The organism is Pigmentiphaga litoralis (genome assembly GCF_013408655.1).
Taxonomy (GTDB): domain Bacteria; phylum Pseudomonadota; class Gammaproteobacteria; order Burkholderiales; family Burkholderiaceae_B; genus Pigmentiphaga; species Pigmentiphaga litoralis_A.
Genome location: NZ_JACCBP010000001.1, coordinates 3,698,562 through 3,722,488, shown reverse-complemented (window position 1 = coordinate 3,722,488; position 23,927 = coordinate 3,698,562). Strand labels below are relative to the sequence as shown.

24 protein-coding genes are annotated in these 23,927 nt (G+C 65.3%); 19 read left to right on the top strand and 5 right to left on the bottom strand.

What is annotated here, in order from left to right:
- The first annotated feature begins 17 nt into the window (after nt 1-17).
- The 5 genes from HD883_RS16900 (at nt 18) to HD883_RS16880 (ending at nt 4,345) form a co-directional block, all read left to right on the top strand.
- Complete coding sequence (locus HD883_RS16900) at nt 18-983, top strand: branched-chain amino acid ABC transporter permease (RefSeq protein ID WP_179583404.1); 966 nt, start codon at nt 18-20, stop codon at nt 981-983.
- Nucleotides 980-1,732, top strand: a complete 753-nt coding sequence (locus HD883_RS16895; RefSeq protein WP_179583406.1) for an ABC transporter ATP-binding protein — start codon at nt 980-982, stop codon at nt 1,730-1,732. The genes HD883_RS16900 and HD883_RS16895 overlap by 4 nt, the downstream gene beginning before the upstream one ends.
- Complete coding sequence (locus tag HD883_RS16890) at nt 1,729-2,442, top strand: ABC transporter ATP-binding protein (RefSeq protein WP_179583408.1); 714 nt, start codon at nt 1,729-1,731, stop codon at nt 2,440-2,442. Before HD883_RS16895 ends, HD883_RS16890 begins: the two co-directional genes overlap by 4 nt.
- A gap of 52 nt (nt 2,443-2,494) precedes the next feature.
- Nucleotides 2,495-3,208, top strand: coding sequence for an alpha/beta fold hydrolase (locus tag HD883_RS16885; RefSeq protein WP_179583410.1), 714 nt, complete (start codon nt 2,495-2,497; stop codon nt 3,206-3,208).
- Between the two features lie 129 nt (nt 3,209-3,337).
- Nucleotides 3,338-4,345, top strand: coding sequence for a 2-hydroxyacid dehydrogenase (locus HD883_RS16880; protein ID WP_179583411.1), 1,008 nt, complete (start codon nt 3,338-3,340; stop codon nt 4,343-4,345).
- Nucleotides 4,346-4,356: 11 nt separating this feature from the next.
- Here the strand turns inward: HD883_RS16880 and HD883_RS16875 are convergent, their stop codons facing one another.
- On the bottom strand, nt 4,357-5,913 hold the full coding sequence (locus HD883_RS16875; protein ID WP_179583413.1) for a tannase/feruloyl esterase family alpha/beta hydrolase: 1,557 nt from the start codon (nt 5,911-5,913) through the stop codon (nt 4,357-4,359).
- 166 nt (nt 5,914-6,079) lie between these two features.
- Here HD883_RS16875 and HD883_RS16870 point away from each other — a divergent pair, with 166 nt between their 5' ends.
- A complete protein-coding gene (locus HD883_RS16870) occupies nt 6,080-6,880 on the top strand; it encodes an SDR family NAD(P)-dependent oxidoreductase (RefSeq protein WP_179583415.1) in 801 nt (266 codons plus the stop codon).
- Nucleotides 6,881-7,035: 155 nt separating this feature from the next.
- On the opposite strand, the gene fdhA is transcribed toward HD883_RS16870, so the two are convergent.
- The 3 genes from fdhA to HD883_RS16855 form a co-directional block, all read right to left on the bottom strand.
- Nucleotides 7,036-8,229 (bottom strand): formaldehyde dehydrogenase, glutathione-independent, encoded by a 1,194-nt coding sequence (fdhA, locus tag HD883_RS16865; RefSeq protein ID WP_179583417.1) that lies wholly within the window; start codon nt 8,227-8,229, stop codon nt 7,036-7,038.
- Between the two features lie 91 nt (nt 8,230-8,320).
- A complete protein-coding gene (locus HD883_RS16860) occupies nt 8,321-9,415 on the bottom strand; it encodes an aromatic ring-hydroxylating dioxygenase subunit alpha (RefSeq protein ID WP_179583425.1) in 1,095 nt (364 codons plus the stop codon).
- Nucleotides 9,416-9,437: 22 nt separating this feature from the next.
- Nucleotides 9,438-10,415, bottom strand: coding sequence for a PDR/VanB family oxidoreductase (locus tag HD883_RS16855; protein WP_179583427.1), 978 nt, complete (start codon nt 10,413-10,415; stop codon nt 9,438-9,440).
- 247 nt (nt 10,416-10,662) lie between these two features.
- Between HD883_RS16855 and HD883_RS16850 the strand changes: the two genes are divergently transcribed.
- The 8 genes from HD883_RS16850 to HD883_RS16815 all read left to right on the top strand — a co-directional run bounded on the left by HD883_RS16850 (nt 10,663) and on the right by HD883_RS16815 (nt 17,615).
- Nucleotides 10,663-11,391: a GntR family transcriptional regulator gene (locus HD883_RS16850; RefSeq protein ID WP_179583429.1), complete on the top strand. Its 729-nt coding sequence runs from the start codon at nt 10,663-10,665 to the stop codon at nt 11,389-11,391.
- A gap of 31 nt (nt 11,392-11,422) precedes the next feature.
- On the top strand, nt 11,423-12,307 hold the full coding sequence (locus HD883_RS16845) for a gallate dioxygenase (protein ID WP_179583431.1): 885 nt from the start codon (nt 11,423-11,425) through the stop codon (nt 12,305-12,307).
- Nucleotides 12,304-12,696 (top strand): protocatechuate 3,4-dioxygenase, encoded by a 393-nt coding sequence (locus HD883_RS16840; protein WP_179583439.1) that lies wholly within the window; start codon nt 12,304-12,306, stop codon nt 12,694-12,696. Before HD883_RS16845 ends, HD883_RS16840 begins: the two co-directional genes overlap by 4 nt.
- Before the next feature lie 117 nt (nt 12,697-12,813).
- Complete coding sequence (locus HD883_RS16835) at nt 12,814-13,479, top strand: response regulator (protein ID WP_179583441.1); 666 nt, start codon at nt 12,814-12,816, stop codon at nt 13,477-13,479.
- Entirely contained in the window at nt 13,460-14,890 is a 1,431-nt protein-coding gene (locus tag HD883_RS16830) for a sensor histidine kinase (protein WP_179583443.1), read from the top strand. Before HD883_RS16835 ends, HD883_RS16830 begins: the two co-directional genes overlap by 20 nt.
- A gap of 8 nt (nt 14,891-14,898) precedes the next feature.
- On the top strand, nt 14,899-16,005 hold the full coding sequence (locus HD883_RS16825; protein ID WP_179583445.1) for a tripartite tricarboxylate transporter substrate binding protein: 1,107 nt from the start codon (nt 14,899-14,901) through the stop codon (nt 16,003-16,005).
- 141 nt (nt 16,006-16,146) lie between these two features.
- Entirely contained in the window at nt 16,147-17,157 is a 1,011-nt protein-coding gene (locus HD883_RS16820) for a Bug family tripartite tricarboxylate transporter substrate binding protein (protein WP_179583447.1), read from the top strand.
- 95 nt (nt 17,158-17,252) lie between these two features.
- A complete protein-coding gene (locus tag HD883_RS16815) occupies nt 17,253-17,615 on the top strand; it encodes a hypothetical protein (protein WP_179583449.1) in 363 nt (120 codons plus the stop codon).
- Nucleotides 17,616-17,618: 3 nt separating this feature from the next.
- Here the strand turns inward: HD883_RS16815 and HD883_RS16810 are convergent, their stop codons facing one another.
- Entirely contained in the window at nt 17,619-18,326 is a 708-nt protein-coding gene (locus HD883_RS16810; protein WP_179583451.1) for a GntR family transcriptional regulator, read from the bottom strand.
- A 60-nt stretch (nt 18,327-18,386) separates the two neighbouring features.
- On the opposite strand from HD883_RS16810, the gene HD883_RS16805 reads away from it, so the two are divergent.
- From HD883_RS16805 to HD883_RS16785, 5 genes are all read left to right on the top strand, one after another.
- Nucleotides 18,387-19,244, top strand: a complete 858-nt coding sequence (locus HD883_RS16805; RefSeq protein WP_179583453.1) for a fumarylacetoacetate hydrolase family protein — start codon at nt 18,387-18,389, stop codon at nt 19,242-19,244.
- 1 nt (nt 19,245) lies between these two features.
- Nucleotides 19,246-20,094, top strand: a complete 849-nt coding sequence (locus tag HD883_RS16800; RefSeq protein WP_179583455.1) for a polysaccharide deacetylase family protein — start codon at nt 19,246-19,248, stop codon at nt 20,092-20,094.
- Nucleotides 20,095-20,209: 115 nt separating this feature from the next.
- Nucleotides 20,210-21,181, top strand: a complete 972-nt coding sequence (locus HD883_RS16795) for a tripartite tricarboxylate transporter substrate binding protein (protein WP_179583457.1) — start codon at nt 20,210-20,212, stop codon at nt 21,179-21,181.
- Nucleotides 21,178-22,158 (top strand): Bug family tripartite tricarboxylate transporter substrate binding protein, encoded by a 981-nt coding sequence (locus HD883_RS16790; protein ID WP_179583458.1) that lies wholly within the window; start codon nt 21,178-21,180, stop codon nt 22,156-22,158. The genes HD883_RS16795 and HD883_RS16790 overlap by 4 nt, the downstream gene beginning before the upstream one ends.
- 44 nt (nt 22,159-22,202) lie before the next feature.
- Nucleotides 22,203-23,912 carry a CocE/NonD family hydrolase gene (locus HD883_RS16785; RefSeq protein WP_257022264.1) on the top strand — a complete coding sequence of 570 codons (1,710 nt, stop codon included), beginning with the start codon at nt 22,203-22,205 and terminating at the stop codon, nt 23,910-23,912.
- Nucleotides 23,913-23,927 lie beyond the last annotated feature (15 nt).

Genomic DNA, 23,927 nt, shown 5'->3' with positions numbered 1-23,927 from the left:
TCCGACAGGAGGGCGCCATGCCTGACGTCACCGCCCGGTCGTTCCGGCGGCAACGGTTCACGTGGGTCGATCTCGGCCTGCTGGCCGCTGCGGCCGCGACCTGGTTCCTTGGCGATCTGTACCTGGTCCTTGCGACCACGGTATTGATCATGATCATTTTTGCACTGTCGCTGGATTTGTCCCTGGGCTATGGCGGTATCGAATCGCTGGGACATGCCGCCTTCTTTGGCGTGGGTGCGTATGCCGCCGGGCTGTTCGCCCTGCATGTCAGCCCCGAACCCCTGACCGGGCTGCTGGTGGCCGCGGCGGTCGCGGCGCTGGTGGGACTGGTGTCGGGCATGGCGATCCTGCGCACGCAGGGGCTGACGCAGATCATGCTGACGCTGACGGTCGCCACCGTGTTGCTGGAACTGGCCAACGTGGCCAAGACCGTGACTGCAGGCGACGATGGCCTGACCGGCTATTCGGTGTCGTCGGTGCTCGGGCTGTTCGAGTTCGATGTGTATGGCAAGGTCGGCTTCCTGTACGCGGGCGTGGTGCTGGTGCTGGTCTACGCGCTGCTCATGTGGATCGTGAACTCGCCCTTCGGCCTGACCGTGCAGGGCATTCGCGAGAATCCCGTGCGCATGCGCATGCTGGGCGTGCCGGTGCGGGCGCGGCTGCTGGCGGTGTATGCGCTGTCTGCCGCCATCGCCGGGGTGGCGGGCGCCTTGTCGGCGCAGATCAATCGCATCGTCGGGCTCGACACCTTGTCGTTTACGCTCTCGGCCAATGTGCTGGTCATGCTGGCGCTGGGCGGTACCGGACGGCTGTATGGCGCGTTCTTTGGCGCGATCATCTTCGTGCTGTTGTCCGACCGCGCGGCCGCGATCGATCCGACCAACTGGCTGGCCGCACTGGGCGTGCTGTTGATCCTGGTGGTGCGGTATGCGCCCCGCGGCTTGAGCGGCTGGACCGAACGCTTCCAGAGGACGAAGGCATGACCCCGGCGCTGCAACTGCAAGGCATCAACAAACGCTACGGCGCGCTGCATGTTACCCGCGACGTCAACCTGGAACTGCAGCCCGGCGCGCGTCATGCGCTGATCGGCCCCAACGGTGCGGGCAAGAGCACGCTGGTGCACTTGATCACCGGGCTGGTTCCGCCCAGCAGCGGCAAGATGTGGCTGGGCGGCGAGCTGCTGACCGGCCGCACGCCCGAGCGCCGCGTCAAGCTGGGTCTGGGCCGCACCTTCCAGATCAATTCCCTGTTCGGCAAGCTGACCGTGGGCGAAAACGTGGGTCTGGCGCTGGCCGCGGCGCATGGCGTGGACGGCAGCATGGGGCGGCCGTTGCAGCATCGGCCGGAACTGATGGACGAGGCCGCGCAACTGTTGAGCTCGCTTGGCCTGATCGACTTGGTCGGTCGCACCGTCAACGACCTGGCCTACGGGCAACGCCGGCTGGTCGAGATTGCACTGGCGCTGGCCTTGCGGCCCAAGGTGCTGTTGCTGGACGAACCGGTGGCAGGCGTGCCGTCCACCGAAGGCAAACGTCTGTTCGAACTGCTGGAACGCCTGCCGCCCGATGTGGCCACGCTGGTCATCGAACATGACATGGAGCTGGTCTTCCGTTTTGCCAAGCAGATCACCGTGCTGGTGGAAGGCGCGGTGCTGCTGGAAGGGCCGGTCGACGAAGTGCGCAGCAGCAAGCTGGTGCGCGATGTGTACCTGGGCGGAGGACGTCATCCATGAACGATCTGTTGACTGTCGATGACGTGTTTGCCGGCTATGGCGACATCGCCATCCTGGAAGGCGTGTCGTTCCGCGTCGGCCAGGGCGAGGCTGTCGCGCTGCTGGGTCGCAATGGCGTGGGAAAATCCACGTTGATCAGTACACTGATGGGCTTGACCGACGTGCGCAGCGGTACCGTGCGCTATCGCGGCGAAGACATCGGCAAGTGGCCCAGCCATGTGCGGGCGCGGCGCGGTCTGGGCCTGGTGTCGCAGGAACGGGAAATATTTCCGTCGCTCAGCGTGGAAGAAAACCTGGTGGTCGCGACCCGAGCGGGATCATGGACGCTGGAACGCATCTATGACCTGTTCCCGCGTCTGTACGAACGCCGCCGCAACATGGGCAACCAGTTGTCGGGCGGGGAACAGCAGATGCTGGCGATCGGCCGTGCGCTGATCGGCAACCCGGCGGTGCTGCTGCTGGATGAGCCTTTCGAAGGCCTGGCGCCGATCATTGTCGATGGGCTGGTCGATGCCTTTCGCCGCCTGCATCAGGAAGGCGAACTGGGCATTGTGCTGGTCGAGCAGCATGCGGCGCTGGCGCTGGAACTGACCGAGCGCGCGACCGTGCTGGATCGTGGCCGCGTCAGCTGGTCTGGCGACAGCCGTGATCTGCTGGCGCATCCGGAACAACTGTCGGCGCTGATCGGGCTGGCCGAAGCCGCTGCCTGACCCCGCTGTCTGAACCCCATTCATTTCGCATACTTTTTAGGAGCCGGCGATCGTGAGCGCCCAACCTCTACTTCTGTTGCCGGGGCTGCTGTGTGATGCCGCCGTCTGGGAACCGCAGATCGCCGAACTGGGTGATCAGGCGGACTGCATCGTTGCCGATTACGGCAGCGCGTCATCCATTACCGAGATGGCGCAGATCGCGTTGTCGCTGGCACCAGCCGGACCGCTGGCCGTGGCCGGCCACAGCATGGGCGGGCGGGTGGCGCTGGAAGTCATCCGGCTTGCGCCCGAACGGGTGACGCGACTGGCATTGATGGACACGGGCTATCAGGCGCTGGTGCCCGGCTTTGTGGGCGAGGGCGAAAAGAAAGGGCGATATGCCCTGCTGGAAACAGCGCGCAAGGACGGCATGCGGGCGCTTGGCCTGAAGTGGGCGCCCGGCATGGTGCATCCATCGCGTGTGGACGGGCCGGTGTTTGAAGCGGTGCTGCAGATGATCGAGCGCAAAACGCCCGATATCTTTGCCGCGCAGATCAACGCCCTGATCCACCGGCCCGATGCCAGTGGACAACTGGCGGGCATCCAGGTGCCGACGTTGGTGCTCTGCGGACGTGACGACAGCTGGAGCCCGCTGTCCCGCCATGAAGACATGCATGCGGTGCTGCCCCGCTCAACATTGAGCGTGATCGAAAATTCCGGTCACATGAGCACGATGGAAGAACCGGGGCAGGTCACGGCAGCCATGAAGGCGTGGTTGAACGCATAGTCGTGATGGCACTGGCGGGCCTTCATGGTGGCCCTGGCATGATCGACGGCCAGACGGTGCCTGTTGTATGGTGTCGGCCAGGCAGCCGTGGACCGTCTCCACCGCCGTCCTGCCGAACCCGAGGTCGCCATGAAAGTTGCCGTCTTCAGCGCCCGTTCCTATGACCGCCGGTTTCTTGATGAAGCCAATGGCGCGTCGCCCACGTCACCCCCGACCGAGCTTGTCTACTTCGACGTCGCACTCGACGCCGACACCGCCGCGCTGGCGCACGGTTGCCAGGCCGTCTGCGTCTTTGTGAATGATCGCCTTGATGCGCCGGCGCTGCATGCCCTGGCCGGGCTTGGCGTCGGCGCCGTATTGTTGCGATGTGCCGGCTTCAACAATGTGGACCTGACGGTCGCGCTCGACCTCGGCCTGTTCGTGGCCCGGGTCCCGTCCTACTCGCCCGAAGCGGTGGCGGAACATACGCTGGCGCTGGTCATGACGCTCAACCGCCAGACCCATCGGGCCTACAACCGGGTGCGTGACGGCAACTTCATGCTGGAAGGCCTGCTTGGCAGCACCCTGCACGGCAAGACGGTGGGCATCGTCGGCACCGGCAAGATCGGTCTGGCAACGGCGCGGATCTTTCATGGCATGGGTTGCACGGTGCTTGGCTGCGACCCTTACCCATCGCCGCTGTTCGAACCGCTCGGACACATGGCGCCACTGGAAGAGCTGCTGGCCCGGTCCGACATCGTGACGCTGCATTGCCCGCTGACCGAAGCGTCAAAGCACATGATCGATGCTGCTGCGCTGTCACGCATGAAGGCGGGTGCGATGCTGGTCAACACGTCGCGTGGCGCTTTGGTGGATACCACCGCCGTGATCAAGGCGCTCAAATCCCGGCAGTTGGGTCACCTTGCCATCGACGTGTACGAGCAGGAGGGCGCGCTGTTCTTCCAGGACCGCTCGGGAGAGATCATCGACGATGATGTCTTCCAGCGCCTGATGACCTTCCCCAATGTATTGGTGACCGGACATCAGGGCTTTTTCACGGTGGAAGCGCTACGGGAAATCTCGACGGCGACACTCGTCAATCTGCGCCACTTCATCGAGAGCACGCCCTGCCCGAACCGGGTGAACGCGGCGTCTTAGGAATACGCGCGTTAGCCCGCCACGCACGTGTAGTTGGACGCCACATTCCCCCCTGCTGGCGTCGTCCCGACATAGCGCGGGAACATCGGGTAGCGGCACATCGGCTTGGACGCCGTCACCGCATACGGCGGCAGGGCATCGCGGTTGGTCAGCGTCATGCTGTCCGCCGGCTTCACGCCCCGTTCCACCCACGCTTCCAGCGGCGCCAGCAAGTCCACGCGGCCGGGAATGCCGTAGGTGGGCGCGTTGGCCGACCCGGCTGGCACGCCGCCCGATGTATGCGGCAAGCCCGTCGCCACATAGGCCGCAAAGAACTGCTCCGTCTTGTCCTTGCCCATCCTGGCGCCCACCGCGTTCCAGTAATCCAGGCCGGTCTGCGGGCTCTGGCCTTTGTCGCCCAGGTCTTCACGCAGAATGATCTTGCCGCCACGATTGAAGAACGCCGTCAGATCCGGATTGGTCGCATCGATCATCGCGGACACGGCCTGCACCCGCGCCTGGAAGGCGGCCGGGTTGTAGTTCAGTGCATTGAACGACGGGTTCCTGGCAATGAAGTAGCGCACGTAATAGCTGCCGAACAGATAGCTGCGGCCGATGCCTGCGATCGCATCCGGATCGCCTGCGGTTGGCGGCACGGTACCCGTGACCCAGTTCGAAAAGTTGCCCGGGACCAGTTCCGACCCGTACACATAGCCGGCATACGACGTGATGCCATTGGCCAGCGCGAACGGGAAGGTGTAGCCCGTATAGGCCCACTTCACGGCTGCCAGCTGGCCGTCGGAGAAGCACGCCGGACCTTCGTCCGCGCCCGACGGGCAGCGCTTGGCCGCGAGGGCGGCGTCGGCCAGCGGCTTGCACGTCAGGTAGTTGCTGACCACGTTGTCGGCAATGCCGTCCTGCGCATCGCAGGCCGCGGCGATCGTGTCATGGATCAACTGATTCTTGTTGCCCAGCCAGCTGCCGGGGGCGCTCTGCACGCCGCCGAAACTGTTCTGGAAAGTCCACAGCGCGGTTGCGTTGATGACGGGGTCGATGGTGATGATGCCGTCGAAGTCGTTGGGATAACGCTGCGCCATCATCAGGCCTTCCCGCCCGCCTTGCGAGCCGCCCAGGTAGTAGCTTTTGAGCGGACGGTTCGCGTAGTAGGTGCTGCCAAGCTGCACCGCCACGTCGTGCGTTTTCTTGTAGGACGCATAGGCGAAGTTGGCCAGTGCCTCGTCATTCAACGCGAATGCGGCTGGATGGACGGTCGTGGTGTTCTGGTGGCCCGAGTCGGTGCCGGCAGTCAGGTAGCCCTGCGTCAGTGGGAAGGGCGTTTCCGGCCCCGCATTGCGGCTCTGCTGCACGCCGGTGTTCAACACGCCGTTGTAGCCGCCACCGCCGAACTGCAGCTTCTTGCCATTCCAGCTGGTCGGCAGGTTCACCTGGGACTTGATCAGCGGCGCAGTCGGGTCGACGGGCTTGATGTCGACCAGGACTTCGCAATAGTCTGGCGTGGCCTGATCGATGGCCGTGCCCGCGGCGTTGGGCCGATCGGGCAGGGCGGTGCGATACGCGGCCGACGTCACGACCGCGCCGGTGGTCGGCTCGCCAATGGCCGATGCCGCAATCGTTTTGCCGTTGAGTGCGGTGCATGCCAGGGAGCGATACGTTTTGCTTATTCGTCGAAGTTTCCGGCTGACTGCCAGCGCGGCACCGGCACACACAACACCACACACAACACCAGGAGACACCATGACAAGAAGACTCGAAGGCAAGGTTGCCATCATCACCGGCGCGGGTTGCGTCGGGCCGGGCTGGGGTAATGGCCGCGCGGCGGCAGTGCGGTTCGCGCAGGAAGGCGCCCGTGTGTTTGCCGTCGACCGTGACATGGACGCCATGCAGGAAACCCTGGCCCGCATTGCCGAATTCGGCGGCGAGGTCACGCCATGGACCTGCGACGTCATGTCGGCGGACGAGGTGGCCGCCATGGTCCAGCAGTGCCAGGCCACGTACGGCCGCATCGACATCCTGGTCAACAACGTGGGCGGATCGGCCAAGGGCGGTCCGGTGGAATTGAGCGAGGCCGACTGGGACCGCCAGATCGACTTCAACCTGAAGAGCGTTTTCCTGACCTGCAAGCACGTGCTGCCCATCATGGAAGCGCAAGGCGGCGGATCGATCGTGAACATGTCGTCCGCGTCGGGCACGCGCTGGACGGGCTCGGCGCAGATCGGCTATGCGAGCGCCAAGGCCGGCATCATCCAGTTTTCAAAGGTCGTGGCGGTGCAGTACGGAAAGAAGAACATTCGCGTGAACACGGTGGTGCCGGGGCAGATGCATACGCCCATGGTGGAAGTGCGCCTGGCCGGCCAGCGTGCAGAGGGTGATGTCGACGCGCTGCTGCAGCAACGCCAGGCGCGCATTCCGCTGGGCTGGATGGGAGACGGCCGCGACACGGCCAACGCCGCGCTGTTCCTGGCGTCAGACGAAGCCCGCTTCATTACCGCCACCGAGATCGTGGTGGACGGCGGCATGAGCGCACGCTGCGACTGAAGGGACCAGGCCGGCAGCCTCGGCTGGACCTTGACCGGGCAGGTGTGTTCGATGCCGGGGGCAGGCCCTCGGCAGGTGATCGTTGACGTCGTCAACTGCTTTGACGAGCGGGCGGGCGCCCTCAAACAACCCGCGCCGCCCGCTGCTTACACCTGTTAAGCCAGCATGCCGTGCGGGTCGATCACAATCTTCTTGGGCGCACCCGAATCGAATTCGGCATAGCCCTTGGGCGCCTCATCCAATGAGATCACTTCGACGCCCACCGTCTCGGCAATCTTGATGCGGTCCCACAGAATCGCCTGCATCAGCGCACGGTTGTATTTCATGACCGGCGTCTGGCCCGTGAAAAACGAATGGGACTTGGCCCAGCCCAGCCCGAAGCGCACGCTGAGCGCGCCCTTGCGCGCGGCGCTGTCGGCAGCGCCCGGATCATCCGTTACATACAGGCCCGGGATGCCGATGCGGCCGGCGGCGCGCGTGACTTCCATCAACGAATTCAGCACGGTGGCCGGCGCTTCTTCCTGCGCGCCCGCGTGCCCGTGTCCGCGCGCTTCGAAGCCGACAGCATCGACCGCGCTGTCGACTTCCGGCTCGCCCAGGATCTGCGTGATCTGGTCGGCCAGGGACACGTCCAGCGACAGGTCGACCGTCTCGTAGCCCAGGCGCTTGGGGTGTTCCAGCCGCACCGGGTTGACGTCGCCAATGATGACCACCGCGGCGCCGAGCAATCGTGCCGACGCCGCGGCGGCCAGTCCGACCGGTCCGGCGCCGGCCACATACACCGTGCTGCCCGGGCCGACACCGGCCGTGACCGCGCCGTGATAGCCGGTGGGCAGGATGTCCGACAGGCAGGTCAGGTCGCGGATCTTGGACATGGCCTGGTCCTTGTCCGGAAAGCGCAGCAGGTTGAAGTCGGCATACGGGACCATCACGAATTCGGCCTGGCCACCGACCCAGCCGCCCATGTCCACATAGCCATAGGCGCCGCCCGCGCGTGACGGGTTCACCGTCAGGCACACGCCGGTGTGCTGTTCCTTGCACGTGCGGCAGCGGCCGCACGCCACGTTGAAGGGGACCGAGACCAGATCGCCGATCTTGAGCATCTCGACATCCTTGCCGGCCTCGATCACTTCGCCCGTGATTTCGTGCCCGAGGATCAGTCCCTCTTCGGCGGTGGTGCGGCCCCGCACCATGTGCTGGTCGGACCCGCAGATGTTGGTCGATACGACCTTCAGGATCACGCCGTGATCGATGCGCCGGCCGCGCGGATCTTCGAGTTTGGGGTAGGGAATGTTCTGGACTTCGACCTTGCCCTGCCCGATATAGGCAACGCCGCGATTGGATGTCATGGGTACGTCTCCTCGGTGGTGGTCCGGTGGCAGTGATCGGCCAGGCAGGTCGTGTCTGCCCGAAGCACGTAACCGGTCAAGGCGGTCGGGGTCAGGCCGGGTGGCCTGCTTCCTCGGCCGCGCGTCGGTGCAGGATCCTGCGCATGAGCAGGCCCGGCTTGTCGGGGGCAAAGTTCAGGTCGAACTGCGGTTCGTCTTCGGACGTGACGACTTCCAGGATGGCTTCCAGCGCATCCACGTCTTCCAGATAGGCCTGCTCGGACGCGGCCTTGAGGAAACCATCGGCGTCGGTGTCGTGCAGTTTGAAGTCGCGCGAGTTGAACCACCAGTAATGGATCGCGCCGTCGCTTTCGGGCGTGATCAGGTGGGTGATGTTGAAGCGGTACTGCGAGGGCCGGCCGTGATCGGGCTCCGGATCGACGATGCGCGCGAACGCAACGTGCATGGCGGGCGACGCAAACTGCGAGTCCGAATACCGGTCGACGCGCTTGTGCATGATCTCGGCCGGCACGCCGTAGATGCCTGGCGGGGGCGAGTTGCGCAGCGCGCGATGGATGATGACGCGGTCGTCTTCTTCACGCACGTCTAGCTTGGACCGCGCGTATTCCGGCGTGCCGACCGTGCCCGGATGCAGGAAGGGAAAGTGCGTCTGATCCAGCAGGTTCTCGTGCATGGACACGTAGTCGGATTTCATGTGGAAGTCGCCCGTCACGCTGGCCCATGCGGGATCGTTCAGCCAATGCGTGTCGGGGATCAGGGCCGGATCGGCCAGGTCGGGGTTGCCCATCCAGATCCACACCAGCGGCCCGCGTTCGGCACAGGGGTAGGTGCGCACGCTGGCGTGCGTGGGTGTCGTGGGCATGGACGGCATGTTGACGCACTGGCCCGACGAGTCGAACTGCATGCCGTGGTAGCCGCACACCAGGATGTCGCCGTCAAGCTTGCCCTTGGCCAGCGGAAACGATCGATGCGGACACCGGTTGCGAACCGCAACGGGTTCGCCGGCCAGCGTGCGGTACAGCGCCACGTCCACGCCCAGCAGTTTGCGGCGCATCAGGTCCCGGCTGATCTCGCTGCCGCGGCCGGCCACGTACCAGCAATTGCGCACGGCGGGCGTCGCATGATTGGCAAAGCCGCCCGGCTCGAATGCGGGTTCGGCGCGGCGCAGGGGAATGACGGCGGACATGGCAACTCCTTCAAGAATGGCTTTACGCGTCCAGCACCAGCAGGTCGCCCTGCAAGCGCGACACGCAGATACACAGGCTTTTGCCGGCCGCGCGTTCGTCGGCCGACAGATAACGGTCGCGGTGGCGCAGCGGACCGTCGGCCGCCAGCACGGGCACCGGACAGAGCCCGCATTCGCCACGCCGGCAGTCGTACAAGGGGTGGAGCCCGGCAGCGGTCAGTGTGTCCAGGATGGTCGCGCCGGCGGGCACCCGCAACGTGCGTCCCGATGCGCGCAACTCCACGTCGAATCCCACGTCGTCAGCGGACGGCGCGGCGGCAAACGTTTCGCTGCGCACCCGGGCGGGATCCCAGCCCAGCGATGCGGCGGCGTCTTTCACGGCCTGGATCAGCGATGCGGGGCCGCACACATACGCGGTCGCGCCGGCGGGTTGCGCGGCCAGATAGGCGATCAGATCCAGGCGGCCTTGCGTGCCGGTGTCATGCAGCCGCCCATGCGTGCCGGCCAGCGTCTCGACCTCCTGCCGATACGCCATGCGTTCCGCGGATCGCGCGGTGTAGACCATGTCGAAGCTGCACCCTCGCCGCGCCACGCTGCGCAGCATCGACAGGATCGGCGTGATGCCGATGCCGCCAGCGATCAGCACACTGTGGCCATCGCGGCGGTCAATACGGAAGTGATGGAGGGGGTGGGAGCACGTCAGCGTCATGCCCGGAACGAAGCGGCGATGAATATCGGCGGAACCGCGCGCGCGGTCTTCCCGCTGCACGGCAATCCGCCAGGTGCCTGGGGGATCGTCGCGCAGGGCGTCGCCGCCGATCAGGGAATAGTGCCGCAGCATGGGTTCGCCATCGGGCATCGTCCAATGCAGTTCGATGTGGGCGCCGGCCTCGTAGGCGGGCAGCGGACCGCCATCGGGCGCACGCAGCAGGTATTCATTGACCTGGGGTGTCAGGGGCCGCACCGCGGCAACAAGGACGTCGAACAAACGTGGCCGCACCGGGTGTCTCCTGAGGGCGGGTGCCCGGTCGCTGCATGGCGCCGGGTCATGATGGATGCATTGCACGGGATCCTTGCGTGGGATCCCCGATGCCGTCGATCCGTGAAAAATCCGGAACGATCAAGCTGGTGACAGCCTATTCGGGATCCCAAGCCGCGTCAACGGGGAGTGTTTACCCGAATGCATGCCGGTATTACGGGCATCGTCTTATGGGTACAATCATTTCGGGATCCCAAACGGCCAAATCATGCTTCGACCGACGTCCACTACCTTGCAGCTTCGGGAAATGATCCTGAATGGCGAACTCGCGCCCGACGAACGCCTGCGCGAGGCCGAACTCGCCCTGCGCCTGGGCACCTCGCGCATGCCGATCCGCCAGGCCCTGCCCGTGCTTGCACAAGAAGGCCTGCTGGTCCGCTCGGGGCAGCGGGGCTATGCCGTGCGCGCCTTCACGCCTGACGAGTCACTGGATGCGCTGCGCCTGCGGGCGTCGCTCGAAGGCATGGCGGCACGCACCCTGGCCGAGCGGGGCGCGTCGCCCGACATCCTGGATGGCCTGCGTGCCTGCCTGGCCGAAGGCGACGCGCTGTTTACCGAACGCGTCATCACGGTCGACGAAGAACTGCGCTACGGTGAAATGAACGCGCGCTTCCATGCCCTGGTGCTGGCCGGCGCGCGGATCCCGTTGCTCGAAGAGCTGGCCGCGCGCTGCAACCTGGTGCCCTTCGCGGCGCCGCGCGCCATTGCCTTTGCGCATCTGGACAAGCGCACGGTGTTCGACCTGCTGTTCTATGCCCACCGGCAGCATCATTCGATCGTCGAAGCGATTGCGGCAGGCAAGGGTGATCGCGCGGAATTCCTGTTTCGCGATCACGCGGTCACCCAAGAAAACAGCATGCACATGGAGCGGACCGGGGCAGCCCCGGTCCGCGCAGAAGAATTCCCCGAGACCGCACGCGCGGCATCGGGCCACTGATCGTCCGCACGGCGGCACGAGGAGACCTGGAATGGCAAGAATCATTGGCGCAATCGGCACCTCGCACGTGCCCACCATTGGCGTCGCGTACGACAAGGGCAAGCAGACCGACCCCGATTGGGCTCCCCTGTTCGAAGGCTACAAACCGGTCGCGGCCTGGCTGGCCGAGAAGCAGGCCGATGTGCTGGTCTTCTTCTACAACGACCACTGCACCACGTTCTTCTTTGACGTGTACCCGACCTTTGCGTTGGGCGTGGCCGACCGCTTTCCGGTTGCCGACGAAGGCGCGGGCCTGCGCAACCTGCCGGCGATCAAGGGCCATGTCGACTTCCAGGCGCACATTGCCGAGTCGCTGGTGAACGACGAGTTCGACCTGACCGTGTTCCAGGACAAGCCGCTGGACCATGGCTGTGCATCGCCCTTGCCGCTGCTGTGGCCGCATGATCCGGACTGGCCCGGCGCCGTGGTGCCCATCGCCATCAACGTGCTGCAGTACCCGTTGCCGACGGCGCGCCGCTGCTATCGCCTGGGCCAGGCCGTGCGCCGCGCGATCGAGTCCTATCCCGAAGACCTGAAGGTCGTGGTGGTGGGAACCGGTGGCCTGTCGCACCAGATCCATGGCGAGCGCACCGGCTTCAACAATACCGAATGGGATATGGAATTCCTTCGCCTGCTGGAAGAAGACCCGGAACAACTGACCAAGATGACCCACGCCGACTACGTGCGGCTGGGCGGCGCCGAAAGTGTCGAGCAGATCATGTGGCTGGCCATGCGCGGCGCCATCGAAGGCCCGATCCGCAAGCTGCACCAGAACTACTATCTGGCGACCACGACTGCCATGACGGTGGTGCTGTACGAGTCGGCGGGCAGCGCCGACATTGCCGAAACCCGCGCGGCTTCCGAGGTGGTGTCATGAACGCGCCTGCATTCACGCAACCCGTGTTCACCAACCCGCAACTGGCGGGTCTGGAAGACCTGGCCGGCACCTATGTGTTCGACATCCGGACCAGCCACCGCGTGCTCAAGCTGAACCGGTTCTTCTGGAACATGATCGGCGCCGATGCACGCAAGGCCTTCGTTGACGATCCGGAAGCGAGCATGACCGCGGCCGGACTGACGGACGATGAAAAGGCGATGATTCGCGCGCAGGACTGGATCGGCCTGGTCCGGCACGGCGCCAACTTTTTTGTGCTCGAAAAGTTTGCCCGGGTCGTCAGCATGCCGAACCTGAAGGTCTACGCCGCCATGCGCGGCGAAAGCTTTGAAGACTTCATGAATACCCGCAACGTCCCGACGATGCGCTAGGGATCGGTGCGGGCAGCTCGAGGCGTTCAGACAGCTTCGGGGCCGCGATTCGGAGTCCGGGATATTCAGGACTAGAATCGCGGCTCCGACAGCTCTAGCGCGTTCGCCGCGCCCGCCATGCGCATCCTTCTAGCCGAAGACGAACGAGAACTGGGCCAGTGGCTGTGCAAGGCGCTGGAGGAACTGAGCTGGCGCGTCGACTGGGTCGACGATGGTCGGCTGGTCGAAACCTCGCTCGACACCCAGACCTACGACGTCCTGGTCCTTGACCTGGGCCTGCCTGGCATGGCGGGGCACACCGTGCTGCAACGCCTGCGCGCCCGCGACCTGCGGATGCCGGTGCTGATCCTGACCGCGCGCGACTCCCTTGCCGAAAGAGTGAGCACGCTCAATGAAGGCGCGGACGACTTCCTGGCCAAGCCCTTTGCGCTGGCCGAACTCGAAGCCCGCCTGACCGCGCTGGTGCGCCGCGCCCGCGGGGTGAGCCATCCGCGCTTTGCCTGCGGCCCGCTGGCCTTTGATACCGTCACCCGCCAATTCACCCTGCAGCAGCAACAGCTGGCCCTGCCCCCGCGCGAATACGGCGTGCTGCGCGCGCTGATCTTGCGCAGCGGCGAACCCGTGTCCAAGCAGGACCTGGTGGACCGGGTATTCGGTGACGATGAACACGTCGCCCCGGAACTGGTCGAGGTCGTCGTGCACCGGGTACGCAAGCGGCTGGAAAACAGCGGCGTGCGCATTGTCACACTGCGAGGACTGGGCTATGTCCTGGAGCCGGTTTAGGCGCCTGAGCCTGACGGCGCAATTGTTGTCCTTGCTGCTGCCCGCCATGTTGCTGGTGGTGGGCGCGGAACTGGTGGCGACGCGGGTGGATGCGCTGGCGTCGGCCGATGCAGCCTATGACCGGTCGCTGTCAGGCGCGCTGCGGTCGCTTGATGCCAATGTGTCGACCGCGTCGGGTGGCTTGTCGATCGAGCTGCCGTATCGCTTGTTCGAGTTCTTCCAGCTGACCGCCAACGGCACCGTCTACTTCCGGGTCGCCACGGCCGACGGCGTGATCGAGATCGGCAGTCCCGATCTGCCCCTGCCGCCCGAGCCGCTGCGCGACAACGTGCCCGTGTTCTACGACGCCGAATACTTTGGCGAGTCCTTGCGTCTGGGCGCCTACACGCGTGAACTGGCGCAGCCGCTGAGCGGCAGCCCGGCGCAGCGCCTGATCATCCAGGTGGCCGAAAACACCGTGTCGCGCCAGCAGTTCTCGCGCAATTTCGTGGTGCGCGCGGCCACCCGGGATGGGCTGGTGCTGCTGGCCATCATGGTGGCCCTGGCGCTGATCGTGGCGGTAGCGCTGCGACCGCTGGCACGCCTGGCGCAGCAGGTCCGGGCGCGGTCACCGGCGGACATGGCGCCGCTCGATAGCGAAGGCCTGCCCGCCGACGTGGTGCCACTGGTTGGCGCCATCAACCATCAGCTGCAACGCACGCAAAGCGTGATGGCGCAGCAGCGCATCTTCCTGGATGACGCGTCCCACCAATTGCGCACGTCGTTGGCGACCCTGCGCACGCAGATCGACTATGCCCTGTTGACCAAGGACAAGCTGGATACCGACGCCACCCTGCATGCGCTGGCGCGCCAGGTCAGCCATGCCACCCGCAGCACGAATCAGTTGCTCGCCCTGGCGCGCAGCGACACGGCGGCGTTGCGGCCCGGCGAGTTCGACGCGGGCGAACTGCTGCGCGAAGTGGCGCTGGCCTTGCTGCCGCGCGCGCGGGAACGGCGCATCGACCTCGGTGTCGATGTCGTGGAGAATCTCAACCTGTTTGGCGATCGCGGCATGCTGCGCGAGGCGCTTGCCAATCTGGCCGACAATGCGATCCGGCACGCGCCCGAAGAAGGGGTGGTCACCCTGCATGGGGAAGTGGCCGACGGCGAGCAAAGATTGAGCGTGCTCGATAATGGACCGGGCATGGATCCGGAGCTGATGGCGAGGGTGGGAGAACGATTCCTTCGCGCCGCGTCGGGGTCCGGGGCCGGAAGTTCCGGCGCGGGGTTGGGTCTGGCGATCGCGCGATCGATTGCCGAGCGGCATCATGGCGGCCTGACGCTGGCCGAGGCGGGCGACGCCCCCGCGCCAGGGCCGGGGCTCGTGGTCAGCATTCGCTGGCCCGCGCCGCAGAGGAAGGAAGAGACATGACAACAAGAATGAGCAGACGCTATCGGGTCGCCAGGACGGCCGGGGTCGGCAGGCTGGGCACGGCTGTCAACCTGGCGAGCGCGGTTCGGAGCGCAAAGCGGATTGCCGTCGTATCGGCATCGGCGGCTGCGCTGGCCTTTGCAGCGGCCACGACCGCGCAGGCCCAGGCCCTGCCCGCCGCACCCCCCGTCGCGCAGCCTGAATGTATTGCCCCGGCCAAATCCGGCGGCGGCTTTGACGTGACCTGCCGTCTGGTCCGCACGATGTTCGACGACGCACGGCTGGTGACATCGCCTGTCCGTATCACGCATCTGCTGGGCGGCATCGGCGCGGTGGCGTTTCACAGTATCGTCGCCACCCGGCCCGCCGACCCCAGCGCATTGGTGGCCTTTTCGGCAGGGTCGCTGCTCAATCTGGCGCAAGGCAAGTTCGGCCCGTACACCGAGAAAGACGTGCGCTGGGTCGCCTCGCTGGGCATGGACTATGGCGTGGTGGTGGTGCGCAAGGACGCACCCTACCAAAGCCTGAAGGATCTTGTCAGTGCACTGAAGGCCAACCCCAACGGGGTGGTGTTCGGCGCGGGCGGCACCCTGGGAAGCCAGGACTGGCTCAAGTCCGCCAAGGTGTCACGCGCGGCTGGCGTGGACTTCAAGCTCATGCGCTTCGTGGCCTTCGAAGGCGGCGGCGAAGCGTTGACGGCGCTGACCGGCGGGCATGTGCAGGTCGTCGCCGGTGACGCCTCCGAAGCCGCGCAATTGCTGGCGGCAGGCGCGCCGATTCGCGTCCTGGCCGTGCTGTCGTCCGAACGCCTGCCCGGCGCGTTGGCCACCGTGCCCACCGCCATGGAGCAGGGTTACGACATCCGCTGGCCCATCGTGCGCGGCGTGTATGTGGGCGGTAAGGTCACCGATGCCGACTATCGCGCCTGGGTCGAATCCTTCCGCCAGTTGATGGCGCGCCCTGCCTACCCCAAGCAGCGCGCGGCGGCCGGGCTGTTCCCGCAGACCCTGGTGGGCGATGCCCTGACCGACTACGTGCGCAGCACCATGGCCGACTACCGCCAGCTGGCGGGCGAATATGCCTTGCGGGTGCCGCGTGCCGCGCCCTTGCCGTAAGGCCGCCAAGGCTTTGCCATCAAGGCGCCCGCGTCGACTAGGCGTTTTCCACAGGTACGGCGGCGCCAAAATGAAAGGCATTTGAAAGCCTGGGGCTGCCAGCATGGCGTATCCATAACGATAAGTCCGACCGGAGACGCCATGACTTCTTCCCTTACCACCCGCCGTGCCTTGTTGAAAGCCGGGCTTGCCTTGCCCGCCGCGGGCATGGGCGTTGGCAGCCTGCTGTCGACCCGCGCCTTCGCCGCCGACGCCGCCTGGCCTACCCGCGCCATCCGTTTCGTCGTGCCTTTCGCCCCGGGCGGCAGTTCGGAAATCGTGGCGCGCGCCACGTCGATCGAACTGACCAAGTTCGTCGGCCAGAACGTGTATGTCGACAACAAGCCGGGCGCCGGTGGCAACCTCGCGATGGCCGACGTGGCCCGCGCGGAAGACCAGCACACCCTGGTGCTCGGACACATCGGCACGCTGGCCGTGAATCCGTACATCTACGCCAAGCTGCCCTACGACCCGATCAAGGACTTCAAGCCGATCTCGTTGCTGGCCAAAGTGCCCAGCCTGTACGTCGTGAACGCGGATCTGCCGGTCAAGAACCTGAAGGAGTTCGTCGCGCTGATGAAAGCCAAGCCGGGCAAGCTGAACTACGGTTCGGCCGGTAACGGCAGCGCCGGCCACCTGGCCATGGAATACCTGAAGATGGTGTCCGAGACCTTCATCGTGCACGTGCCGTATCGCGGTACGGGCCCGCAGCTGACTGACCTGATGGCAGGCCGCCTTGACGCCGCCGCCGTGGGCGCGCCGGCTGTCATGCAGTACATCAAATCGGGCAAGCTGCGTTGCATCGCGACCGGCACGTCGACCCGCATTCCGCAATTGCCGGATGTGCCGACCGTGGCCGAGCAGGGCTTCCCGGGCTTTGAAATGACGCAGTGGTATGGCCTGATGGCGCCCGCCAATCTGGCCCCGGCCGCGACCGACAAACTGGCTGCCGCGGCCGCCAAAGCCATCAAGTCGCCGGAATCGCTTGAACGCCTGAGCGGCGACGCCGCCATTGCCGTGGGCAGCACCCCTGCCGAATTCGCTGCCTTCATCGCCGTGGAACAGAAGCGGTGGCAGACCGTGATCGCACGCGCAGGCATCAAACCCGATTGATCGTCGGCATGCTGACGATCACGCAGGTTGCAACGCGTGCGGTCCGATCCGCACCGCGCGCCCGGGCCCGGGTTGCCCGGACTGTGGTTGCCCGGATGACGGCCTTGTCACTGGCTGTGCTGTGCTCGCTGGCGGTTGCCCATGGCGACTGGCCGGCGCAGCACGGCGGCATCATGAACGAGGGGGGTGAAACCTCGTTTGAACTGATCCAGAAGGGCAAGGCCACCACGGTCTGCCTGTCGGATCACGGCAAGCCCATTGCCACCCGCGGCGCCACCGGCACCTTGCAGGTCACGCGCGCCGGCAAGGAAACCCGTCACGACATCAAAGCCGTTGCGAATGGCAACTGTCTGGCGGCCAGCGGCGCGGTGATGGCTTTGCGTGCGGGTGACACCGCCCTGGCCCGTGTCGAGCAGGCCGATGGCAGCGTGGTGATCGGGCGATTCGCCGTCAGGTAAGCCCTAAGACACCGCCTGTTCAAAAATGCTCGCCGTCTTGCGATAGTGCCCGGCGAGCATTTCCTTTGCGTCCTGCAGACGCCCTTCCAGAATCGCCTCGTAGATCGCTCGATGTTCATCGAGCTCGTTGCGTTGCTTGTACGCCTTCTTCGCGGCCAGCTGCCGGAAGCGATACGCGCGGTCGTACAGCTGATCGCAAAAATTCATCAGCAGTTCCGACTGGCAGCCACTGAGCATGGCGCGGTGGAATTCGCGATGCTGCCTTTCCCACTCGGGATTTTCTTCGTACGAATCGGGTTCGACCGACCGTAGCGTGCGCGACAGGCGATGGAAGGCCAGCACCAGCTGTTCTTCCCATTCCGGCGTGCGCCGCGCAAAGGCCTGCGTGATCGCCAGCGATTCCAGTTCGACCCGTGTGTTGACCAGGTCATCCAGTTCCGCCTGGGTAGCTTGCGCGACCATGAAGCCGCGCTGGTCGTTGTGCACGACCCATTCTTCGCTCGCCAGCCGGTTCAGTGCTTCGCGCAGCGGACTCGCGCCCACCTGATACCGGTCCCGCAGTTCATGCATCAACAGCTTGCGCCCGGGTTTCCAGTGCCCGGCCAGCACGTCGGTACGCAGGCGTTCATAGGTCTGGCGCGCCAGAGTGGGCGAGGCCGCCGCGTCGACGGGCGACGGTCGGGTAATTCCTAGTTCGAGTTTTGTCGACATTTTAAAGCTCACGTACTTAATATCGCTAAAACAATCACAGCGACAGGAGACGTCGAAATTATGACCAAGTTTGCACGGGTTACGCCAGCAGGAGGTAAACCCCAGTGGGCGGTTGAACACAATGGCGAGTTGCGTGGGCTGGGAGACCACATTCCGGCGGGCACGCATGACACCGCCTGGGTTGACCTGATCACGCAGCCACTGAACGACACGTTGCTGTCCAAAACTACGCCACTGGACCGGAACGCGGTCCGTTGGGAAATGCCTGTTGCGCGTCCCGGCAAGATCATTTGCCTGGGCCTGAACTACGCGGCCCATGCGGCGGAAGGTGGCAACGCCGCGCCGGAATACCCAAGCTTCTTCTTTCGCGGCGCCACGTCCTTGATCGCGCACAACGCGCCGCTGATTCGCCCGCCGGTGTCCGACAAGCTGGACTTCGAGGCCGAACTGGCCGTGGTCATCGGCCGCAAGGCGCATCGGCTGACCGAGGCCAACGCGCTGGATGCCGTGGCCGGATACGCCTGCTTCAACGATGGCACCTTGCGCGACTATCAGCGCAAGACCAGCCAATGGACCATCGGCAAGAACTTCGATGGCACCGGCGCGTTGGGTCCGTGGCTGGTGCCGGCATCGGCATTGCCGCCGGGCGCACACGGGCTGAAGATCGAGTCGCGCCTGAATGGCGAGGTCATGCAGAGCGACAACACCGCCCACATGATCGTGACCGTGGCGCAAGCCCTGGTGCTGCTGTCCGAAGTCCTGACCCTGGAACCCGGCGACGTGATCGCGATGGGTACGCCCTCCGGTGTCGGCTATGCGCGCAAGCCGCCGGTGTGGATGAAGCCTGGCGATCGGATCGAGATCGATATCGAAGGCGTAGGTGTGCTGTCCAACCCGATCCAGGATGAGGAGGCCTGACATGGAACCCGTGATCACCCGTTTGCCCGACGACTTCCGCTGGCCCGGTGGCAAGCGCCTGGCTGTCATCTTCAACATTGCCTATGAAGCGTGGTCGGACGGCCAGGCCCCTGGCATCGGCCCGATGGGCAACGTGCTCAAGCCCGGCTTCTTCGATACCAATGCGCATTCGTGGGCGTCGTTCGGCCTGGTCCGCGGCATCCATCGCCTGCAGGCCATTGCCGACAAGCACGGCGTGCGCACCAGCGTCATGGTCAATGGCGTCATCTGCGAGCGCGACCCCGCCACCGTGCGGCGGCTGGCCGACGCCGGGCACGAGATCATCAATCATTCCTGGGGCATGGACGTCATCCCCGTGTATTTCGATGAAGCGGGCGAACTGGCCAACCTCAAACGCAATCACGATCTGCTGACCGAGACGGCAGGCGTCACACCCAGCGGCTGGATCAGCCCGCGCGGCACCGGCAGTCCGATCAGTTCGCGCTTGCTGGCCGAAGCCGGCTATCTGCACCATGGCGACGTCAACGATGACGACCGGCCCTACGTGATGGACTTTGGCGGCAAGCGGATCGTCGGCATCCCGCTCACCATGGACGTCAACGACCTGCCCACCTGCATCCGCTATGGCCAGGGTCCGCGCCACATGCTGGACACCTTTGAAGACACCTTTGCCGCCATGCGTGCCGAAGACGCCCCCCTGATGCTGGACGTGACCGCGCATACCCATGTGATGGGCCGGCCGTCGGGCGCTTGGGTGTACGAGGCCATCATGGCGCGCGTGAAGGAATCCGACGACGTGTGGATCTGCACGCGTGAAGAGATGGCGCGGCACGTGCTGGAATCGATCTGAGTTGGCCGGATCGTTCGACAGGTCGACCCGTCATGACGTTGACCCTTTGATGTAGCTGTTCCAGGCAGGGCCGCCACCAGAGCGGCCCGCCCATTCATAAAAAATGGAGACAAGCATGCCTCGCCGTTTATTGCCGTGCGTGACGATGGCTGCCGCCCTGGCGGCCGTTCCGCTGACCGGCTCTGCTCAGGATAGTTGGCCCAGACAACCGGTTCGTTTCGTGGTCGCCTTCGCGCCGGCGGGGCCGGCCGACATCATCGCGCGCCTGGTCGCGCAACGCCTGACCACCAGCCTGGGCCAGAGCGTGGTGGTCGAAAACAAACCTGGCGCCGGCGGCAGCATTGCGTCCGCCTACGTGGCACGGGCCGACCCCGATGGCTACACGCTGATGGTCAACACCAGTTCGTACGCCGTGAACCCCTACATGCAGCGCAACCTGGGCTTCGATTCGGCCAAGGACCTGACACTGGCCGCGCTGGTGGCCTCCAGCCCCAACCTGATCGTGACCGCGCCCAACCTGAAGGCGCATACGGTCAAGGAAGTCATGGCCGATGCCAAAAACGGATCCTACAACTACGGCACCGCCGGCGCCGGCACGACGCCGCACCTGACCGCGGAATACCTGTTCAAGGTGCTGGGCAAGGTGCCCGTCACCCACATCCCGTTCCAGGGCGCCGGCCCCGCGTTGAACGCGGTGATGGCGGGGCAGACGCAACTGGCCAGCGTCGCCTTGCCTGCGGCAGTCGAGCTGGTGAAGGCCGGCCGCGTGCGCGGCCTGGCCGTCACGGCCAGCGAACGTTCGTCCGCGCTGCCCGATGTACCCACGGTGGCCGAGTCCGGTTTTCCGGGCTTTGAAGACGTGACCTGGGTCGGCATCTTTGCGCCGTCCCGCACGCCCAACGCGATCCTGGAACGCATCAACACCGAGATCACACGCCTGCAGAAGGATCCGGATTTCCTGGCCAAGCTGTCCGCCGCCGGCTTCGAGCCGCTGGGTGGCAGCGTCGCGCAGGCCAAGGACTATCTGGGTAAGGAACTGGTCAAGTGGGAACGGGTGGTCAAGGAAACAGGAGCGCAACATCCATGATCTCTCGCAGACACTTCCTGACAGCTGCTGGCGCCCTGGCCGGCAGCCATGCACTGCCCGCCATCGGGCAATCCGACTTTCCCACTCGCCCCATCAAGCTGCTCGTGCCGTTTTCGGCCGGCGGATCGCCTGATGTGCTGGCCCGCGTGATCGGCGCCCAGGCCGGCAAACAAATGGGGCAAAGCATGGTGATCGAGAACCGGCTGGGCGCCAATGGCATCGTCGCTGCCGAGGCCGTGGCCCGCGCGACGCCCGACGGCTACACCTTGCTGGTGACCACCGGATCGCAGGCCATCAATCCGGGCATCTACAAAAGCCTGCCCTACGACACGCTGGCCGACTTTGCGCCGGTGGCGTTGTTCACGGTGGCACCCGCGCTGACGCTGGTCGTGCATCCGGACTCGCCGTTGACGACCTTCCAGCAGTTCCTGGACCAGGCCCGCAAGCCCGACGGCAACGTCAGCTTCGGTTCGCCAGGCACCGGCAACACGTTGCATCTGGCGGGCGAGTTGCTCAATGCCACGGCGGGCACCCGCATGTTGCATGTGCCGTACAAGGGTGCGGCGCCCGCCTTGGTCGCCGTCATGGGCAAGGAAGTCACTGCCTGCTTCCTGAGCACGACGGCGGCGGTCATGGCGGTCAAGGCCGGGCAGGTGCGGCCGATCGCGGTGACGAGCGCCAAGCGGATCGCAGCCTTCCCGGATGTGCCGACAATGGCTGAAAGTGGCGTGCCCGACATGGACTACAACGGCGGATGGGTGGGCGTGTTCGCTCCGGGCAAGACGCCGCCGGCCATCGTCAACAAACTGTCTGGCGAGATCAACAAGGCCATGCAGACGACGGAAGTGAAAGACAAGATGCTGGCCTGGGACAGTCCGCCCATGAACGTGACGCCTGATGAATTTGGCCGCTTCTTTCGCCAGGAAATGGAAAAGTTCGCGCGCATCACGAAGCTTGCGAACGTGCAGGCGACATGATGGCGGGCATGCAGATGGGCAGCACGACCTTACAGGACAACAAGATGATTTCGACAACTACCACCGTGGAAGACGGCATGGTGTTCGAGCGCGACGTCGCGCTGACCCTGTCGGATGGGGCCGTGTTGCGCGCCAACGTGTTTCGCCCCGAGTCGCCAGGGCAGTACCCGGTCGTCATGGCCATGGGCGCGTACGGCAAGGACGTGCATTTCGAAGATGCCTTCAATCCGCAGTGGCAGGTCTTGAAACGCATCTATCCGGAACTGGACAGCAACGGGTCCACCGGACGTTTCCTGCGATGGGAAGTCGTCGATCCCGAACGCTGGGTACCCGACGGCTTCGTCGTGATCCAGATCGATTCGCGCGGCACGGGCCGGTCCGAGGGCTATCTGGATCCCTTCGGTCCGGTCGAGACGCGCGACTACTACGAGTGGATCGAATGGGCCGGCATCCAGCCATGGAGCAATGGCAAGGTCGGCCTGATCGGCGTGTCGTACCTGGCGATCAAGCAGTGGCAGGTGGCGGCGCTGAATCCGCCGCATCTTGCCGCCATCGTGCCGTGGGAAGGATCCAGCGAATTCTTTCGGAACGGCGGCCATCACGGCGGCATCCTCAGCAACAGCTTTACGTTCGAATGGTGGCCGCGCCAGGTGCTGGCCAACCAGTACGGCAGCGGCGACAGCAAACATAGAGATCGAATCACGGGCGAGCGCACGACCGGGCCATCCCTCTCGTCCGAGATCCTTGAAGGCAGTCGCGCCGACCATCCGAACGACCGTCTGACGCATTCGCTCGACGATGCCTGGAACCAGGCGCGCGCGGCGAACCTGCCCGCGATCACGGTGCCGCTGCTGTCGGCCGCCAACTGGGGCGGGGCGGGCATGCATCTGCGCGGCAACTTTGAAGGCTTCCTGAGGACCGGATCCGCGCAGAAGTGGTTGTTCGCGCATATCGGCACGCACTACGAAAGTTTCTATCTGCCGCACTACGTGGCGATCCAGAAACGTTTCTTCAACCACTTCTTGCGCGGGGACGACAACGGCTGGGACCGCGAGCCCCCGGTGCAGCTGGCGATCCGCCATGCGGATGGCACGGCCGCGATCCGCAAGGAACAGGCGTGGCCGCTGGCGCGAACCCAGCGCGTGCCCTTGTACCTAAACGCGCGTGAAGGCGGGTTGCAGTCGACCGCGCCGTCCGCATCGGGCAGCGTGGACTTCCAGGCCATGAAGGGGGCCGTCAGCTTTACCACTGCGCCTTTTGACGCCGCCACGGAATTCACCGGGCCGGTCACGCTCACACTGTGGATCAGTTCCACGACACGCGATGCCGACATCTTCGCCGTGCTGCGGGTGCTCGATCCGGCGGGCGAAGAGGTCACGTATGTCGGCGCGCATGAACGCGTGCCGATGGCACAGGGCTGGTTGCGCGCGTCGCGCCGCAAGACGGATCCGGAACGCAGCACCGAGTGGCGTCCCTGGCATACCCATGATGACGTGCAGAAGCTGGAGCCGGGCCAGGTCTATCCGCTGGATGTCGAAATCTGGCCTACATCCATGGTGTTTCCCAAGGGATGGCGGCTGTCGTTGACCGTGCAGGGACACGACTACATCGTGACCGCGCCGGGCCGCATGCGGCACGATCATCCGGAGGATCGGCCCGCCGGGGAATTCGGCGGGGTGACGACGGTGCACACGGGCGGCGAGCATGCGAGCCATCTGGTGATGCCGTTGATTGCCCGGGAGCAGGAAGCCTGATCGTCAGTCACCCGT

What these genes read in the sequence shown, in the direction of transcription:
- HD883_RS16900 (WP_179583404.1), top strand. Translation starts at nt 18, where the DNA reads ATGCCTGACGTCACCGCCCGGTCGTTCCGGCGGCAACGGTTCACGTGG.
- HD883_RS16895 (WP_179583406.1), top strand. Translation starts at nt 980, where the DNA reads ATGACCCCGGCGCTGCAACTGCAAGGCATCAACAAACGCTACGGCGCG.
- HD883_RS16890 (WP_179583408.1), top strand. Translation starts at nt 1,729, where the DNA reads ATGAACGATCTGTTGACTGTCGATGACGTGTTTGCCGGCTATGGCGAC.
- HD883_RS16880 (WP_179583411.1), top strand. Translation starts at nt 3,338, where the DNA reads ATGAAAGTTGCCGTCTTCAGCGCCCGTTCCTATGACCGCCGGTTTCTT.
- HD883_RS16870 (WP_179583415.1), top strand. Translation starts at nt 6,080, where the DNA reads ATGACAAGAAGACTCGAAGGCAAGGTTGCCATCATCACCGGCGCGGGT.
- fdhA (WP_179583417.1), bottom strand. Translation starts at nt 8,229, where the DNA reads ATGACATCCAATCGCGGCGTTGCCTATATCGGGCAGGGCAAGGTCGAA.
- HD883_RS16860 (WP_179583425.1), bottom strand. Translation starts at nt 9,415, where the DNA reads ATGTCCGCCGTCATTCCCCTGCGCCGCGCCGAACCCGCATTCGAGCCG.
- HD883_RS16850 (WP_179583429.1), top strand. Translation starts at nt 10,663, where the DNA reads ATGCTTCGACCGACGTCCACTACCTTGCAGCTTCGGGAAATGATCCTG.
- HD883_RS16845 (WP_179583431.1), top strand. Translation starts at nt 11,423, where the DNA reads ATGGCAAGAATCATTGGCGCAATCGGCACCTCGCACGTGCCCACCATT.
- HD883_RS16840 (WP_179583439.1), top strand. Translation starts at nt 12,304, where the DNA reads ATGAACGCGCCTGCATTCACGCAACCCGTGTTCACCAACCCGCAACTG.
- HD883_RS16835 (WP_179583441.1), top strand. Translation starts at nt 12,814, where the DNA reads ATGCGCATCCTTCTAGCCGAAGACGAACGAGAACTGGGCCAGTGGCTG.
- HD883_RS16830 (WP_179583443.1), top strand. Translation starts at nt 13,460, where the DNA reads ATGTCCTGGAGCCGGTTTAGGCGCCTGAGCCTGACGGCGCAATTGTTG.
- HD883_RS16825 (WP_179583445.1), top strand. Translation starts at nt 14,899, where the DNA reads ATGAGCAGACGCTATCGGGTCGCCAGGACGGCCGGGGTCGGCAGGCTG.
- HD883_RS16820 (WP_179583447.1), top strand. Translation starts at nt 16,147, where the DNA reads ATGACTTCTTCCCTTACCACCCGCCGTGCCTTGTTGAAAGCCGGGCTT.
- HD883_RS16815 (WP_179583449.1), top strand. Translation starts at nt 17,253, where the DNA reads ATGACGGCCTTGTCACTGGCTGTGCTGTGCTCGCTGGCGGTTGCCCAT.
- HD883_RS16810 (WP_179583451.1), bottom strand. Translation starts at nt 18,326, where the DNA reads ATGTCGACAAAACTCGAACTAGGAATTACCCGACCGTCGCCCGTCGAC.
- HD883_RS16805 (WP_179583453.1), top strand. Translation starts at nt 18,387, where the DNA reads ATGACCAAGTTTGCACGGGTTACGCCAGCAGGAGGTAAACCCCAGTGG.
- HD883_RS16800 (WP_179583455.1), top strand. Translation starts at nt 19,246, where the DNA reads ATGGAACCCGTGATCACCCGTTTGCCCGACGACTTCCGCTGGCCCGGT.
- HD883_RS16795 (WP_179583457.1), top strand. Translation starts at nt 20,210, where the DNA reads ATGCCTCGCCGTTTATTGCCGTGCGTGACGATGGCTGCCGCCCTGGCG.
- HD883_RS16790 (WP_179583458.1), top strand. Translation starts at nt 21,178, where the DNA reads ATGATCTCTCGCAGACACTTCCTGACAGCTGCTGGCGCCCTGGCCGGC.
- HD883_RS16785 (WP_257022264.1), top strand. Translation starts at nt 22,203, where the DNA reads ATGATTTCGACAACTACCACCGTGGAAGACGGCATGGTGTTCGAGCGC.